Origin of the sequence: Mesobacillus thioparans, from assembly GCF_965138835.1 — a bacterium.
GTDB classification, from domain to species: domain Bacteria; phylum Bacillota; class Bacilli; order Bacillales; family Cytobacillaceae; genus Mesobacillus; species Mesobacillus thioparans.
In genome coordinates this window covers 483,739-500,235 of record NZ_CBCSFH010000001.1, presented here as the reverse complement: position 1 = coordinate 500,235, position 16,497 = coordinate 483,739, and the positions used below count along the sequence as shown (strand labels likewise).

At 43.6% G+C, this 16,497-nt stretch carries 15 protein-coding genes; 11 read left to right on the top strand and 4 right to left on the bottom strand.

Going from position 1 to position 16,497, the window contains the following annotated elements:
• The first annotated feature begins 207 nt into the window (after nucleotides 1-207).
• From ACNAZ4_RS02605 to ACNAZ4_RS02580, 6 genes are all read left to right on the top strand, one after another.
• Nucleotides 208-1,305 (top strand): SDR family oxidoreductase, encoded by a 1,098-nt coding sequence (locus tag ACNAZ4_RS02605; protein WP_415812626.1) that lies wholly within the window; start codon nucleotides 208-210, stop codon nucleotides 1,303-1,305.
• A 24-nt stretch (nucleotides 1,306-1,329) separates the two neighbouring features.
• Nucleotides 1,330-2,883, top strand: a complete 1,554-nt coding sequence (locus ACNAZ4_RS02600; protein ID WP_415812625.1) for an aldehyde dehydrogenase family protein — start codon at nucleotides 1,330-1,332, stop codon at nucleotides 2,881-2,883.
• Nucleotides 2,884-3,137: 254 nt separating this feature from the next.
• A complete protein-coding gene (locus ACNAZ4_RS02595; RefSeq protein WP_415812624.1) occupies nucleotides 3,138-3,623 on the top strand; it encodes a hypothetical protein in 486 nt (161 codons plus the stop codon).
• Nucleotides 3,624-3,894: 271 nt separating this feature from the next.
• Nucleotides 3,895-5,130 carry a DUF5667 domain-containing protein gene (locus tag ACNAZ4_RS02590; RefSeq protein WP_415812623.1) on the top strand — a complete coding sequence of 412 codons (1,236 nt, stop codon included), beginning with the start codon at nucleotides 3,895-3,897 and terminating at the stop codon, nucleotides 5,128-5,130.
• Between the two features lie 118 nt (nucleotides 5,131-5,248).
• A complete protein-coding gene (gene sigI / locus ACNAZ4_RS02585) occupies nucleotides 5,249-5,995 on the top strand; it encodes an RNA polymerase sigma factor SigI (RefSeq protein WP_415812992.1) in 747 nt (248 codons plus the stop codon).
• Nucleotides 5,992-7,116 carry an anti-sigma factor domain-containing protein gene (locus tag ACNAZ4_RS02580; protein ID WP_415812622.1) on the top strand — a complete coding sequence of 375 codons (1,125 nt, stop codon included), beginning with the start codon at nucleotides 5,992-5,994 and terminating at the stop codon, nucleotides 7,114-7,116. Before sigI ends, ACNAZ4_RS02580 begins: the two co-directional genes overlap by 4 nt.
• A gap of 66 nt (nucleotides 7,117-7,182) precedes the next feature.
• Here ACNAZ4_RS02580 and ACNAZ4_RS02575 read toward each other — a convergent pair whose 3' ends face one another.
• A complete protein-coding gene (locus ACNAZ4_RS02575; protein ID WP_415801692.1) occupies nucleotides 7,183-7,383 on the bottom strand; it encodes a small, acid-soluble spore protein, alpha/beta type in 201 nt (66 codons plus the stop codon).
• 275 nt (nucleotides 7,384-7,658) lie between these two features.
• Between ACNAZ4_RS02575 and ACNAZ4_RS02570 the strand changes: the two genes are divergently transcribed.
• Nucleotides 7,659-9,014, top strand: a complete 1,356-nt coding sequence (locus ACNAZ4_RS02570) for a TrkH family potassium uptake protein (protein ID WP_415812621.1) — start codon at nucleotides 7,659-7,661, stop codon at nucleotides 9,012-9,014.
• Between the two features lie 32 nt (nucleotides 9,015-9,046).
• Here ACNAZ4_RS02570 and ACNAZ4_RS02565 read toward each other — a convergent pair whose 3' ends face one another.
• Nucleotides 9,047-9,394, bottom strand: a complete 348-nt coding sequence (locus ACNAZ4_RS02565) for a DUF3905 domain-containing protein (protein ID WP_415812620.1) — start codon at nucleotides 9,392-9,394, stop codon at nucleotides 9,047-9,049.
• A 137-nt stretch (nucleotides 9,395-9,531) separates the two neighbouring features.
• Here ACNAZ4_RS02565 and ACNAZ4_RS02560 point away from each other — a divergent pair, with 137 nt between their 5' ends.
• Entirely contained in the window at nucleotides 9,532-9,693 is a 162-nt protein-coding gene (locus ACNAZ4_RS02560; RefSeq protein ID WP_415812619.1) for a hypothetical protein, read from the top strand.
• Nucleotides 9,690-9,836, top strand: a complete 147-nt coding sequence (locus ACNAZ4_RS02555) for a hypothetical protein (RefSeq protein ID WP_415812618.1) — start codon at nucleotides 9,690-9,692, stop codon at nucleotides 9,834-9,836. The genes ACNAZ4_RS02560 and ACNAZ4_RS02555 overlap by 4 nt, the downstream gene beginning before the upstream one ends.
• 15 nt (nucleotides 9,837-9,851) lie before the next feature.
• Here the strand turns inward: ACNAZ4_RS02555 and ACNAZ4_RS02550 are convergent, their stop codons facing one another.
• Together ACNAZ4_RS02550 and ACNAZ4_RS02545 are read right to left on the bottom strand one after the other, a co-directional pair.
• Nucleotides 9,852-11,612, bottom strand: a complete 1,761-nt coding sequence (locus ACNAZ4_RS02550) for a B12-binding domain-containing radical SAM protein (protein ID WP_415812617.1) — start codon at nucleotides 11,610-11,612, stop codon at nucleotides 9,852-9,854.
• Between the two features lie 142 nt (nucleotides 11,613-11,754).
• Nucleotides 11,755-12,798, bottom strand: a complete 1,044-nt coding sequence (locus tag ACNAZ4_RS02545; protein ID WP_415812616.1) for an acyltransferase family protein — start codon at nucleotides 12,796-12,798, stop codon at nucleotides 11,755-11,757.
• A gap of 344 nt (nucleotides 12,799-13,142) precedes the next feature.
• Here ACNAZ4_RS02545 and ACNAZ4_RS02540 point away from each other — a divergent pair, with 344 nt between their 5' ends.
• Nucleotides 13,143-14,156 (top strand): 2-oxoacid:acceptor oxidoreductase family protein, encoded by a 1,014-nt coding sequence (locus ACNAZ4_RS02540; RefSeq protein WP_415812615.1) that lies wholly within the window; start codon nucleotides 13,143-13,145, stop codon nucleotides 14,154-14,156.
• Nucleotides 14,156-16,450, top strand: coding sequence for a thiamine pyrophosphate-dependent enzyme (locus ACNAZ4_RS02535; protein ID WP_415812614.1), 2,295 nt, complete (start codon nucleotides 14,156-14,158; stop codon nucleotides 16,448-16,450). Before ACNAZ4_RS02540 ends, ACNAZ4_RS02535 begins: the two co-directional genes overlap by 1 nt.
• Nucleotides 16,451-16,497 lie beyond the last annotated feature (47 nt).

The following is a 16,497-nucleotide window of genomic DNA, read 5'->3' as shown; positions in this document are numbered from 1 at the left end:
GGGCATTTTCTTTTGTTCATTCAGTCCCAGCGCTTCCAGGGGCTGAACAAATTGCAACACGGGGCTGAGTACTTCACGATAAACGAGGGACTTCCGTAAGCAATCATACCCGATATCCATCGTATTTTTCAGAATAGTCAGCAAAGTTATTGCGGTTGTAAGCGCTTATCGGTAAAATATAGCTAATTACCGTTGAGGAGGACGTTCATGGAATACGGATATTTTTTCACTGGCTTTCCAGGGTTCATCAGCAATCAATTAATCAGGGAAGTGTTAAGGAGAAATGAGGGAAAAGGAAGGGTAAGTGTCCTGGTTTTGCCTGCTATGGCTGAGAAGGCAGAGGCGGAGCGGGCCTCTATTGTTCGGGATTTTAGCCTTGACGAGAGTCAATTCGAGGTGGTTACAGGTGATATAACGGTCCCAGGATTGGGCATTGATCCGGAAAAGGCTGATCAGCTTGCGCAGTCGGTCACCCATGTTTTCCACCTTGCAGCTATATATGATCTGGCAGTTCCAAAGGACATCGCTTACCGGGTGAATGTGGATGGAACCAGGAATGTGAATGACTGGGTGAAAGAACTTGAAAATATCCAGCGCTATACGTATTTCAGCACGGCTTATGTGGCTGGAAGCCGTGAGGGAATCCTATATGAAGACGAATTAATCAGGCCACCTGGCTTCAAGAACTTCTATGAGGAAACTAAATATGAAGCTGAAGTACTGGTGGACTCCCTGAAGTCAGAGGTTCCTGTCACCATCATCAGGCCAGGCATTGTAAAAGGGCATTCGAAAACAGGGGAGACGATAAAATTTGATGGCCCGTATTTCATCATGAATTTCATCGACCGGCTTCGGTTCATGCCTTTCCTGCCAAAGCTTGGAAAGGGCGATACAGTTGTCAATCTGGTACCTGTGGATTATATTATTGAAGCGACTACCTATTTGACATTTGCAGATGACGGGGCAGGCAAGACGTATCACCTTACGGATCCGAAACCATACAAAGTATCGGAGCTGTATGAAATGATGATGTTTGAATTGTTGAACAAGCAGCCGATCGGTTCCGTGCCTTTGTCGCTGGCGAAAGCGGGGCTTCAATTCAGGGGCTTGAGAAGGTATCTTGGGGTTGAAAAGGAAGCGCTCGATTATTTTACCTGGAAAGGCCGTTTCGACTCTTCCCAGGCCCAGGAAGACCTTAAGTGTTCAGGAATCCAATGCCCGGATTTCAGGGAAGGGATTGCGGCAATGGCAGCCTTTTACCGGGAAAATAAGCATAAGCCGCATTATCAAATAAACATAGTATAAAGACTTGAAAATATAGGCAGGTGAATGAATGTGCATCCAGTTGAAGAAGTACGGAGAATACCGGTTACATCCCCGGCAACAGGAAAAATAATTGCTGAAATCGAAGAGACGCCTGTACATGAAGTGCCGTTCTTTTACGAGCAGGGCAGGAAGGCATTCGCCAGTTGGAGTACTATGCCTATTCCAAATCGGATCGGTTTTTTAAGAAAGCTCAAACAGATGATAGTGAATGAGATGGAGGAGATTGCAAGGGTGATCTCTGATGATACAGGCAAGGTATTGACCGAATCAATCGTGGCTGATATTATGCCGACACTTGATGCGATCGACCATATCATCAGGCATGCTGAAAAGGTCCTGGGCAGGCAGAAAGTCAGGACACCATTGCTTCTGTTCGGCAAGAAATCATTCATCGAGTATATGCCTCGCGGAGTGGTGCTTGTGATTTCTCCATGGAATTATCCTTTGCAGCTGGCGATGGTTCCGATGATAAGTGCCCTGGCGGGTGGGAACTCTGTTATTTTAAAGCCCTCAGAGGTAACCCCGCTGGTCGGAAAGTATATCGAAGACCTTTTCAAGCGTTCAGGGTTCCCTGAAGGCACCATACAGGTGGCCCACGGTGGAAAAGAAGTAGGGGCCGCCTTCACTGCCGGGAAGCCAGATTATATCTTTTTCACAGGCTCTGTACGCACAGGAAAAATCATTCAGCAGCAGGCAGCTAAGGATTTAATCCCGACTACCCTTGAACTGGGAGGGAAGGATCCAATGATCGTATTCGGTGATGCCAACCTTGACAGGGCAGCAAAGGCAGCTGCATGGGGAGCTTTTACAAACAGCGGCCAGGTTTGCATGAGTGCGGAGAGGCTGTATGTTGAACGAACGGTTTATCCTGAATTCCTTGAGAAATTGCAGGGTGAAGTGCATTCACTGAGGCAAGGTGATGATATCGATGCAGATGTGGGGTCGATGACCTTTCCTGCCCAGAAGAACGTAGTTAGGGAGCAGCTGGATGAAGCCCTTCAGCGCGGAGCAAAATTGGTGACAGGGCTTAAACCCGAAGACTGGAAGGAAGGCATGTACCTGCCGCCAACAGTTGTTACGGACGTGGAACAGGATATGAAAATCATCCAGGACGAGACTTTCGGTCCTTTGCTTCCCGTGGTTCCGTTCGATACAGAAGAAGAGGCCATTGCCTATGCGAATGGCACTGCTTATGGGTTGAATGCAAGTGTTTGGACAAGGGACAGGGAGAAAGCGCGCCGCGTTTCTTCACGCCTTGTATCCGGCGCTGTCGTGATCAATGATGTCATCATCACTGTAGCCAATCATGGACTCCCGTTCGGTGGTGCAAAGGAAAGTGGCATTGGGCGATATCATTCTGAGGCAGGGCTGAGGATTTTTTGCCATGAAAAAGCCATCATGGAGGACAAAGGTTTCTTGAATTCAGAAATTCAATGGTATCCCTATAAAGGAAAGTATCCATTGTTCCTGAACCTATTCAAGAGTTATTTTTCAGAGAAAAGAGACTGGGTCACCTTTGCCAGGAACTATATCTCATTGCTAAGAAACAATAAGTAAATGGACACCGTCCCTATGATGCAGGGACGGTGTTTATTTTGATATTTCGCCGGATTTCCACGTAGATTTCCTGTTATTTTAGAATATTTTTTAACAATTAACTGGAAAAATGATAATTCAAGGCTCAATTTGGACAATCTAAAACAAGTAGAACAACGAAAAGGATATCAAAGACCTAATTCTTCACTGGACTTTGTAGGACATTGAAGAAATTTGGCAATCATACAAGGATAGCCCAATAAATTGTTTAAAGGATGAATCTTGTCGTGGCGATAAAAAAGAAATTAACCAAACTAGAAGCGGTAATGTGGAGCATCGCACTGCCTGGATTTGCCCAATTGCTGACGGGCAATCTTGTGAAGGGTATATTATTTGTTTTACTCGAGTTCCTTGTTAACGTGAAAAGTAATTTCAACGAAGGAATAATGTACAGCTTCCTTGGTGAGACGGGCATGGCCATGCAGGTGATGGATTTTCAATGGTTGATGTTTTACCCCTGTCTATATATGTTCGCCATATGGGATGCATATAGGAGCGTGATGCCGGAGGATGAAAAAATCACGTTTTTGCCTTTCGTTTTTTCGGCCTACTTCGTGACTGTTGGTTTGATGATCTCCCCGAAGATCAAGATGTTCGGGATTTTTCCCGGTCCTGTATTCCTGCCGATGATATTTGTCATTCCGGGTGTGCTTATTGGTCTTTTTATCAGGAAATTGGTTTTAAGGTACTATATCGATTGAACAGCGCTACATACTGCCCAGAAGAAATGGGGACAGATCTGGCCATTCCATAAATTAATAAAAGGCTGTTTTTGCATTGATTGTTGCTATGGTGATAGCAGCAAATTTTAAGGTAGAGCCTAAAAAAAAGAGTATATATGTTAATTCCGGTCGATAACTGACTGGAATTTTTTTATTTTTTTCAGCGAAACCCCCATAACCTTTCGAGTGCAAACGTAACCATGTAATGAAAAAAGCGGCCGCTCTTAAATACACATGAGGTGAACAGAGAATGAAAAAATTATCTAACCAAGAGATGAAGAAAATCGCAAAGAGTACTCTAGCTTTAGTGCTTGCTGGAACATTCACTTTTTCCCCAGTTGCAATGGCAGAAGAAAACCATTCTGATTTGGAAACGGTAGAAATGCAAAATGTCAGCCCGGAAGAAATTGAAGAAGCAAAATCCCAGGTGGAAGAACTGGAAGAAATAAATCCAACTTTGATCCCTGGAGACTTTTTCTACTTTGCGAAAATAGCATTAGAGAAAATCAGGCTTGCTTTTACATTCGATCAGTCTGAAGAAGCAGAATTGCTTGCTTCATACGCATCAGAACGATTAGCAGAAGCGGGGGCGCTGTTCGCTGAAGGAAAAGAAGAAGAAGCCCTTAAAGTGATCGAAGCGGCTGTTCAATATATGGAATCATCACAGGACATTGTCGACCAGGAAACCTCAAAAGATTCAGAAGAGGACATGGACGTTGACAATGGTGAAGATGGAACTGTTTCTGAAGAAGAAGGTGAAGAAACAGGAGATGAGGAGTCTGTTGACAAAGAGGGAAAACCAGCTGACGATGTTGATGCTGATGATCAAGGGGAAGAAAACGCAGACGAAGCTACAGAAGATGAAGTGGTTGCAGATGAAGACGAAGCTGTAAGTGAAAATCCTTTTGAGGAAATTGAAGGTATGCTCAGGCAGAACATCATTGCCTTAAAAGCGGCTATGGAGCATGTCGGCAATGAAAATGCAAAAGCTCAGCTTCAAAAGAACATTGACAAGACATACGCCAAGATGGCAAAGAAATTAGCAAAAATAGAAGAAAAGTATGGTGAAAAGCCAGAAGAAGAAAAGGAAACTGCTGAATCAGTCGAACTAGAACCAGTGGTAGAGCCGGACCTTCTTCCTGCGGATGAAACACCTGAAATCGAAGACCATGATGCAGACACTGAGAAAACAATGCCTGCTGATGATGATACTGTAGTTGCAGCTCCTGTGAAGGCTGGAAAAGGCAAAGCGAAGCAGGAACACAAGGCTGAAAAGGCTGCTGTGAAACAGGAGCGTAAAGAAGCTAAGCAACAGATGAAAGAAGAGAAGCACCTTGCTAAGCAAGTGAAGAAAGAAGAAAAGCGCCAGGCTAAGCAAGTAAAAAAAGAAGAAAAGCATCAGCCTGGGCAAGGGAAGAAAGAAGAAAAGAAAACAAGCAAAGCACAGCACGGGAATGGCCCTGGAAAAGGGCATGACAAAAATTAATACAGTTTGAACAATAGACTCGAAAAGATAGCCTGAAGCGGCTATCTTTTCACTGCCTAACCACAATAGATAAATTGACAGATATGATATAATGTGTGGAGGAAATGAGGTGAGGCTATTGCTAAGTTTATTGTTCATGGCAAAGAAAAAGCGCAGGCCGCTGGAAGAAACTGTTGAGAAAATCCACCAGGGGGATGCTGCACTTAGAGAAGAATTAATCGATTCTTACAAACCTTTTATTGCCAAGACTGTATCGTCTGTCTGCAAGAGGTACATACATGAGTCTGACGATGAATTTAGCATTGGCCTCATCGCCTTTAATGAGGCAATCCAGAAATATTCATCCGAAAAAGGAAATTCATTATTGAGTTTTGCAGAAGTCATGATCAAGCGCAGGGTGATTGATTATATCCGCCAGCAGAGCCGGAATCAAAACCTGAGCTTTAACCTTTCTAATGATCCGAATGAGGATGAGCAGCACCGCTCGACTCTTGAAGATGAACTTTCACTTGATGAGTTCCGGAAAAAGACAGAGCAGGAACTTAGAAGAGATGAAATCATCCAATTCCAAACGATATTATCTGATTTTGATTTGTCATTCCAGGACTTGCTGGAGCAGTCACCAAAGCATGCCGATGCCCGGAAAAATGCCATGCTCGTCGCAAAGGCGATGGTGGAAAATGAAGAGTTGAAAGGCTTGCTGCTAGAGAAAAAACGACTGCCAATCAAGCAATTGGAAGAAATGGTCAAAGTCAGCAGAAAAACAATAGAGAGAAACAGAAAATATATTATTGCCATTGCACTTATTTTAATTGGGGATTATGTGTATTTAAAGGATTATATTAAAGGGGTGCTGGAGACATGAGAAAAGGAGTAATCCTTGAAATCAATGATCTTTACCTAACATTGTTGACCCCCGAAGGCGAGTTTTTACGGGCCCGAAAGCTTCAACAAGATTATCAGGTAGGAGAAGAAATTCATTTTTTTCCTGAATCGGAAAAAGTAAAGCGAAAAAGATTTGACGTTTCATTTTTAAATAGTGTGAAGGTAAAAACGGTTATGCTGGCTGCTGTACTTATGCTCGTTATGGCTGCCGTTCTGCCTGTTTATCAGGACGGACAGGTTTATGCATATATGTCGATCGATGTAAATCCCAGCATAGAAATGGCCGTCAATGAAGATTTGAAGGTTCTTCAATTGAAAGGATACAATCCTGAAGGGAAGCAAATCATCAAGGAAATAGAAGGCTGGAAGAAGAAAGATGCTGGCATTGTGGCAAAGATGGTCCTTGATAAAATCGAAGCGCAAGGCTACTTCAAAACAAAGCATGAAGTCGTCATCGCCACAGTCCATACTGCAAAAGCAAAGAAGACTGTGGACCAGAAATTGGAACAAAAAATTGCTGGAATCAAAAAGACAACGAATGATGAAGACCTGAACCTTAAGGTTATGGAAGCAACGAATGAAGACAGGGAGAAGGCAATTAAGCAGGGCGTTTCGACCGGTGTGTATAAAGAAAAGCAAAAATCCCCAGTGCCAAAGCCAGTTTCAAAACCGGCTGTAAATGATAAGAAAACTGAGCCGAAGCCGGAAAAGAAGGTCCCAGTCCAACAGCCTGTAAGACAGGAGCCAGAGCAAGAAAAGAAGGAAGCACCCGGACAGCTAAAGAAAGACAAACCTGAGCCTCCAAAAGGCAATCCAAATTCAGAGCAGAGAAGGAACCCAGCTTCTGATAAAAATAAAGAGAAGAACAATTCGGGAATGAATGGCAATGGCCATTCTAATAACAAACATGTTAATAATAACAGCAATAAGCCCGATTACAACGGACACAAGTTCAATAATGGAAAAAACCAGAAAACCCACCAGAACCCAAAAGCGCATCAAAACCAGAAAGTGAACCAAAACCAGAAAGTGAACCAAAACCAGAAAAATGACCAAAGAGGGAAATCCGGGAACAAAAAAGATAACCCGGGAAAAAAATAACGAAATACAAAAGTCCGGAATTCATTTCCGGACTTTTTTCCATGTGATATTCAGTTTTGGGGTGTATTATTGTTGTTTTTGTCCTGATAGCTGTGCCTGCGCCTGCTGAACTAAACGTTTGGTGATTTCTCCTCCAACTGATCCGTTTGCTCTGGAAACAGTGTCTGAGCCCAGACTAACGCCGAATTCCTGTGCGATTTCATATTTCACCTGATCCATGAATTGCTCTACCCCAGGAACCAGCAATTTATTTGAATTTCGAGCCATGTTATCATCTCCTTTTTTAGGTATACAGAGAATGTTCTCTGTATGAATAGTTTGGACATTGCGCGCGAGTTCATGAATGGTAACTTTTATATCATGGATATTTTTGAACAGATCTACAAAATGCAAACTGGACAATTTCTCTTGAAAGCTGAAGAAATTCATCCAAAGTCGAGTATCAATATGAAAGGTAGATGGGAACTGCAGGAAAACTCTTTATTAATACCTTGAATTTCTTTATTATAGGTAGTAATGAACTGAGCTGAAAGGATATAAGTATGTGGATTAATATAAGAAGAAGGTTAAACAAATTATCTCCGGCACAAATTATTGTCGCGTATTATTTAATTGCAGTAATGGTTTCCATGAGTTTACTGAGCCTGCCTGTTGCCATTCAGCCCGGTGCAAAATGGACATTTATGGATGCCTTGTTCACTGCGGCAAGTGCTGTCAGTGTAACAGGCCTTTCGGTAGTCATCATTCACGACACCTTCACTGTTCCAGGAATCTTCATCCTTATGTTTGTGCTGCAGTTTGGCGGTATAGGCGTCATGGCGCTTGGCACCTTTTTTTGGCTGATCATCAGGAAGAAAATCGGCTTGAAAGAACGCAGGTTGATCATGATGGACCAGAACCAGACCAATATGTCCGGACTTGTTAAGATGCTGAAGGATATCCTGATCATCATCGTGATCATTGAATTGATGGGTGCTCTGCTTCTGGGATTGTATTTTCTGAAATACTTCCCAACATGGCAGGAGGCTTTTCTTCACGGTTTGTTTGCATCCGTAAGTGCTACAACCAATGGAGGCTTTGATATTACCGGTGCCTCCCTGATTCCGTACGCCCAGGATTATTTTGTTGTGACCATCAATATTCTTTTGATTACACTCGGGGCAATTGGTTTCCCTGTGTTGGTGGAGGTCAAAAGCTTCCTTTTCAGGAGAAAAAAACAAGGGCCTTTTCATTTTTCACTTTTCCTGAAAATCACAACGCTGATGTTTTTGATTCTCCTGATTTTCGGTACAATCGCTATTTGGGGTCTGGAATACAATCACTTCTTCTCCGATAAGTCGTGGCTAGATTCGTTCTTTTATGCTTTTTTTCAATCGGCGACAACAAGAAGTGGCGGTCTGTCCACAATGGATGTCAATGATTTTACTGACCCGACACTGTTCCTGATGGCAGCCTTGATGTTTATTGGGGCTTCACCAAGCTCTGTCGGCGGCGGGATCCGTACGACCACTTTTGCACTGAACCTCTTGTTCTTGTATCATTTTGCCCGAGGAAGAAGAGCCATCAAAATCTTCAACAGGGAACTGCACCAGGATGACATCATCAAATCCCTGGTTGTTTCCATTATGGCTGTCATTATTTGTTTTCTTGCTGTCATTATCATGATGGTGACAGAGGACCATGAACAGCTTGCGATCATTTTTGAAGTGGCGTCTGCATTTGGGACTACAGGGTTATCGATGGGAATCACACCCGATCTATCAAATATCGGCAAATTGGTGCTGATCATCCTGATGTTCATCGGAAGAGTAGGCGTCATTTCTTTCCTGCTGATCATTGGCGGAAAAACGACCAAGGAAAGCATTGCTTTTCCCAAGGAACGTGTGATAATTGGATAATGCAAAAAATCCGGGAAATTTCCCGGATTTTTTTAATCCTGGCCCTTGCTCACGTCTTTTGTAGGGTGCATGAATGGAAATCCTTGTGGTTTTCGCTTTTCCTCTAGCAGCTCCCTGTTTTCTGCTGTATTCCAGCCGATATCATTGGTAGGGTGTATCCAGTCTTCGCCAGCCATGACAGCAGGGTCCGTCTCATCCGACCAATTTTCCAGCGGTGAATCTTCAGATGCGTACAGGCTGTCTCCAATGATCACACCATGTTCGTTCTTGAAAGGTGCCTTCATTTCTATTCCAGTATCCTTGAAACTTGGAGCATTGATTTGATGAGGCAGTGTTTCCTCGATATCCAAAGGTTTCAGTTCACGATTTTTCTTCGCCATTTCTGCTCCTCCTTTTTTATGTTTAGCTTTTGTTGTAGGAAGCTTTTTATAAGACAGTTCCGTTTGTAAAATAAGGTAATCGAAACTGTACATAGCAAATCGCCGATTGAAAAAAATAAAGGATGGAGGTGGTTAGAATGGCAAAACGGAAGGCAGAAAGAAATGCTGTGGAAAAATATACAAACACACCTAAGAAAAATCTTCAGGAAAGTGAGTTTTCTGCTGAATTTGCCCATGGTGAGGACCCAGGGAAATTTGCGAACAGGAATTCAAAGCAGGGCAGGAAAGGACGAGCATGATGAAAAAGCATGAATTACGGCACCAAAAGCCTTTGAACGTTGAATTCGGCATGGAATTCGGCGATATGAACGCAGGGAAGTTTTATGAAAAGCCTTTTGCCGGTAAAAAGGCGAAAAGTAAAGCTGAAAAAGACTGCAAATAGAAAAAGCCGGCTGAATCAAGCCGGCTTAAAGTTTTCCTTTTTAAAAGGGAAGAAATAAGGTTTTTCAGATTTAGAATCAAAATAAACAAGGATGTGTGACGGTGAATTTTCAATAATTCCGTCTTCTGCCAGCTTTTCCAGATTGATCATGATATCCTCAAGCAGGGTATGTTTGTACAAATCCTTTTCATTAAGCTGCAAATCCAGGAACTTTTGGCCGAGGGTTCCAGGATTCTTGATGATTTCCCTGTAAAGTTCTGAACGCTGCTGCTTATCCGATGCCAGCTCCCACCATGGCTTGCGGGGCTTATATTTCATGCTCGCGAGATAATCGTATTTCATAAGGCTTACAATCTGCTCCAGTTGATCCACACCCTTTTCCTTGAGGAACTGGTATAGCCTTTTATATAAGTCTTCAAGCTGGTGACCGATCCTTGACCATCCTTTTGTTTCCCAATATGATCCGAATTCCTGGAAGAAGTCGAATGGGGATGGGAAGACGCTGGTGACCAGGAATTCAACGGTATGGTCCATCCTGTGATCATTCCAATATTTCTCAAGCACATCCTCAACCTGCTTGATCTTAATGATATCATTGAAATCAAGTACATTATTACCGAGGATTTCATATGGAGAATGGTCCATATAGATATAATCATGCTCAGGAGCTCTCAGCCTCAAGCCAGTCCCCCTCAGCATCTTCAGGAAGCCTAGCTGCAATTCTTCCGGCCTCATCGCAAACACATCATTGAAGGTTTTCTTGAACGATTGATAATCCTCTTCCGGCAAACCGGCGATCAAATCAAGGTGCTGGTCAATCTTGCCGCCTTCCTTGACCATTGTGACAGTCCGTTTCAGTTTATCGAAATTCTGTTTTCTCATGACAAGTTCATTTGTATAATCATTCGTGGACTGGACTCCGATTTCAAAGCGGAATAATCCTGCAGGAGCTTCCTCGTTCAGGAAGGCAATGACCTCAGGCCGCATGATGTCGGCAGTGATTTCGAATTGGAATACGGTCCCGGGGAGATGTTCATCGATCAGGAATCGGAACATTTCCATTGCGTAGCTCCTGCTGATATTGAAGGTCCTGTCCACAAACTTAATGGTCTTCGCACCTTTTTCCATTAAATAGCGGATGTCATCCTTGACCTTTTCCCTGTCAAAGTAACGGACCCCCACTTCAATGGAAGAGAGGCAGAATTGACAGCTGAATGGGCAGCCGCGGCTCGTTTCAATATAAGTGACCCTTTTGGCAAGATGGGCAACATCTTCTTCAAAGCGGTAAGGTGAGGGTAGTTCTTTTAAATCCAGCTTATTGCGCTGAGGGTTCAGCTTGATGCTGCCATCATGCCTGTAGGCTATGCCAGGTACTTCTGAAAAGTCATGTCCTGTTGAAACTCCTGTAAGAAGCTGTTTGAAAGTCTGTTCTCCCTCGCCGATGACAATCACATCGAACTCTGGCACTTCTTTCATCCAATCCTGGACATCATAAGTAACTTCAGGGCCGCCAACGACGATCAAGATGTCGGGATTGACTTTCTTGATCATTTTAATGACTTTGATCGTTTCTTCGATATTCCAAATATAGCAGCTGAAACCGATCAGATCAGGTTTCTTTTGAATCAGATCTGATACGATGTTGATCACAGGGTCTTTAATGGTGTATTCAACAATCTTCGCATCGAATTCTGGCTGAGCATATGCCTTAAGGTATCTGATAGCAAGATTCGTGTGTATATACTTCGCGTTTAGCGTTGTTAAGACGATATTCATGAAAAAAATCTCCTTTTAAAAAATCCACAGCAAGTCAATCTCCAATTATATCTCAGTTTAGACAAAAAAGACAGGCTGAATCCTGTTGAAGAAAAAGGAAAGAGCCATTCTCGGTGAATGGCTCTTTCCTTTTTTTGGCATATTACTGGCTCAACAGCTTCCGGCGATAGAAGCGTACGATGGCTGCAAACCTGATTTTTAGGCGGTTGATCCTGGATGTCTTGAATTCGATCAGCGGCTGGGCGAGAGCGGCCGCATATTTGCTTGAAAGCAAGAAAGTCAGTACCAGGGCGATGAATGCCAGCAGGATAAAACGTTCGGGACTGTGGAAAAAGTTCTGGACCTCGCTTTCGCGGAAGGTTCGGACAAAAAATCCATGCAGTAAATACACATAAAGTGTATTTTTCCCAAGGTCAGTAAAGAAATATTGCTTCTTTGGCACGATTGTCAGGAAACTGAATACCATCAGCAAACTTAAGAGGTAAAAACTTAAGCGTGTAAACATACTTGAAATCGATGCTGCTTCCATCATTGAATAAGGCTTAGAACCAAGGAGCCATTTATAGTCGATCTCAGGATTAAGGTAGAATCCTAAAAATACAACTGTGAAGGCAACAAGTGCTCCAATTTTAAAGGAAGGCCTGGTCAATATCTTGATATGGTCCTTCGTTAAGTGGTATCCAAGCAGAAACAACGGAAAGAACACGAATGTCCTGGAGAGACTTAAATAATTGGATATCCAGTCAACATAGCCCACGCCAAGTCCCAGTCCAAAAGCGATTAAAAGGCCGATTGGTGCGCTAAGCCTTGCAAAGCCAATCAACATGAGGTGCCAGCAGAACAAGCTGATCAAAAACCACAATGACCAGTGCGGATTCAGCGGATCGATCGTAAAGGTCGATTTGCTGTAGAGAAAATAGTAAAAAATTGAATAGATAAGCTGAAAAATGAAATATGGCAGAATTAATTTCTTTGCTATTTTCATTACATAACCCTTTTTATTGAAGCCTCTTGCGAAAAAGCCTGAAACAAGGATGAAGGCTGGCATATGGAATGTATAGATAACTTTATAAATATTGTAAATCATTTCATTGTCTTCAATGAACGAGCGCAAAAGATGGCCAAATACGACGAAAAAAATCAAGATGAACTTGGCGTTGTCAAAGTAGTAATCTCGTTGTTTCATATTTCCTCCCTTAATTAGAGACCCCCAAATAATCCTCAGTTATTTTTACCCTTTCCAGGTTAAAGACAAACCAGGCAATTTGCTCAAAATCAAGGATTCGATTCCTCTTTCAGGAGTGATTTCCTGAATCAGGATTTAATGCTGTATTAATACAATTTTATCTCTGTTATATAATATAAATCCATTATAGCATACGGATTAATTGAAATATTTTTGGGTGTGTTCTAATAAAAAAATGCAAATGTTTGATATATGTCACAGCTTAATAATTTTATTATCTATAAAATTAAAAGTGGGGAATGTTCAAATTCAATCACCTTAACAACAAAATGGGGAGGGAGATTATGTCTATCTTACCGAAGAAGAACGAATTAGGCTTTTATGAGATCCGACTTGAATCGATCGGAGGGCTTGGCGCAAACCTGGCCGGAAAGATGCTTGCCGAGGCAGGAGTCCTAGGTCTTGGGCTGAATGGGTCCAACTTTTCATCATATGGATCCGAAAAAAAAGGGTCGCCAGTGAAAAGTTTTGTGCGGTTCTGTGATCCGGAAACTGAAATAAGGGTACACAGTCCGATTGAAGAACCGCATGTCGTCGGGGTATTTCATGAAGCGCTCTATAAAATGGTTGATGTTGTCAGTGGTTTACGTCCGGATGGAATCCTGCTCGTGAATTCAACAAGGGATTTTGATGAAATCAAAAAAGATCTACAGCTGGAATATGGCACGCTAGCAATCGTCGATGCTCTTTCAATCGCAGTCGAAGAAAAAACAAAAGTGAATACAGCCATGCTTGGAGCATTGTATCGCATCATCGACTTCCTTGACCCGGAAGCAATGAAGAATGTCATCCGGAAAACCTTTGAAAAAAAATATCCTCACTTAGTCGAACCGAACATCAGGACGTTCGAGAGGGGTTATAATGCAGTTCAGTTCAAGACATACGAACTTGAAGAAGGTGCACAGGGCAAGGAATTCAAGCGGTCCATGCCGCTGCTGGGATATACAACGCAGGACATCGGCGGCGTCATCACCGCTCAGGCAAACAGTATCCTCAAAGATTTAAGCGGTTCCAGGCAGGGATTCTTGCCGCAATTCAACAAGGCGGATTGCATTAACTGCGCAGCTTGCGACACTGCTTGCCCTGATTATTGCTTTGTCTGGGAGGAAGGCGAAGACAAGCGCGGCCGAAAGCAAATGTTCCTGAAGGGAATCGATTATCAATATTGCAAAGGATGCCTGAAGTGCGTCGAAGCATGCCCGACAACAGCTTTAAGCGATCTGCGGGAAATGATTGGCTACGCAGAAGAAAATCAAGTGAAACATAACTATCCTTATGTGACTGGAGGGGTTTCTTGATGTCCATTCTTGAAGAAAATGTAAAAGCAATGAGCACAGCAGAACAGGTGACCACTTTTGAATCGGGAAATGAAATGGCGGCAATGGCAGCAGCTCAAATCAATTATCATATCATGGGCTATTTTCCAATAACCCCTTCAACTGAAGTCGCTCAGTATCTGGATCTGATGAAAGCCAGGGGAGAGCATGATATCAAATTGATCCCGGCCGATGGCGAGCATGGATCCGCTGGTATCTGTTATGGTGCTGCGGCAACAGGAGCGCGTGTGTTCAACGCAACAAGCGCTAACGGCCTGATGTATATGCTTGAGCAGCTGCCTGTCCAATCAGGAACGCGTTACCCGATGGTGCTGAACCTTGTTACCAGGTCGATCAGCGGCCCGCTCGATATCCGCGGCGACCATTCGGATCTGTATTTTGCCTTGAATACAGGATGGGTGATCCTGACAGCCCGGACTCCACAGGCAGTATATGATATGAATATCATGGCTCTGAAAATAGCAGAGCATTCAGATGTCCGCCTGCCGGTAATGGTTGCCTATGATGGCTTCTTTACATCCCATCAGAAGCGGAAGGTAAATTATTTTAAGGACCGTGCAGTTGTCCAGAAATTCGTTGGGGAGGCACCGACTGAATACAATTTTGCCCGAGATCCTAGGAAGCCGTTAACAATCGGAGCGCACATGAATGGCGACGACTTGATGAATAACCATTTCCAGCAATCAGAAGCCATTTACAGGGCTAAAGATGTTTATAAAGAAGTGGCTGCAGAATATGCAAAACTATCAGGGAGGAACTATGACATCCTTGACCTGTATAAAATGGAGGATGCAGATGTCGCATTGTTCCTCCTGAATTCCGCTGCGGAGTCTGCAAAGGATGTCGTTGATAGGCTGAGGGAGCAAGGAATCAAGGCCGGTGTCATCAGCCCCAATATCATCCGTCCATTCCCTGCAAAGGAAATCAGGGAAGCTTTAAAGAATGTGAAATCCCTGTTGGTTGGGGAAAGAGCTGATTCTTACGGCGGCCACGGTCCGAACCTGACGCATGAAATCAAGTCCGCGCTTCAGGAAGACAGGGACAATGAAACCATCGTCCAGAGCAGGGTGTTCGGCCTGGGCGGCAAGGACTTTTATGCAGATGATGCGGAAGCATTTTTCGCGATGGCGATTGATGCAATGGAAAAAGGTTACGCTGAAAAGCCGTTCGATTACTATGGTCATGTTCCCGGTGAACCTGAAAAAACGCTGAAGCCTGTGATTGAGCCTCAGCATGGCGATGTCTATAAATCAGGACTGATCCAGGTTACAAAGGATGAAGAGAAGAACAAACTGAACGTCAAAATCCCTCCTTTAAGGGCATTGACTTCAAAGCCAAAGCGAATAGCCTCAGGTCATGGCGCATGTCCTGGCTGCGGTATATTCGGCGGCCTTGAAATGTTCTTCAAAGGCATAGAAGGAGACCTGGTCATCCTGTTCCAGACAGGATGTGCATATGTAGTTACAACAGCATATCCTCACACATCTCATAAGCAGACGACGATCCATAACCTGTTCCAGAACGGGGCAGCAACATTGTCTGGTACGCTTGAAGCATTCCTTGAATTGAAGCGTCGCGGTGAAATCGAAGTGTCAGCAGATGCGACATTCGTGATGGTAACCGGTGATGGCGGAATGGATATCGGCATGGGTTCGGCTATCGGCACAGCCCTTCGCGGCCACAAGCTGATCATGCTTGAATATGATAATGAAGGATATATGAATACCGGTTCCCAGCTTTCCTATTCCACACCGTTTGGGCACATGACCAGCACTTCGAATGTTGGCAAGGCACAAAAAGGAAAGGCGTTCCACCATAAGGATACTGCCCAGATCATGGCATCGACCAATATACCTTATGTCTTCACGGGTACAGAGGCATTCCCTCAGGATCTTTTGAAAAAGGCTGCGAAGGCACAGTGGTATGCCCAGAATGTCGGAACTGTGTACGGAAAGCTGCTGATCACTTGCCCGCTAAACTGGAAATCCGAAGATCGCTATGGACAGACAATCGTCGAAGCAGCAGTAAACTCCAACTTCTTCCCGCTTTATGAAGTGGAGCAGGGCGTCACGAACATAACGTATGACCCTGAAGCAAAAAACAAGAAAATTCCTCTGTCAGATTGGCTGAAATATATGGGAAAAACAAAGCATTTGTTAAAAGAAGAAAACAAAGACATGCTTGTTGAATTCGAAGAAGAAGTCGAAAAAAGATGGCAGCGCATTAAGGCGAAGCACGAAAACGAATATTTATAAGACTTAAAGAAGCCGGGGCCTCCCGGCTTTTTTCATTTTTTCCGTGT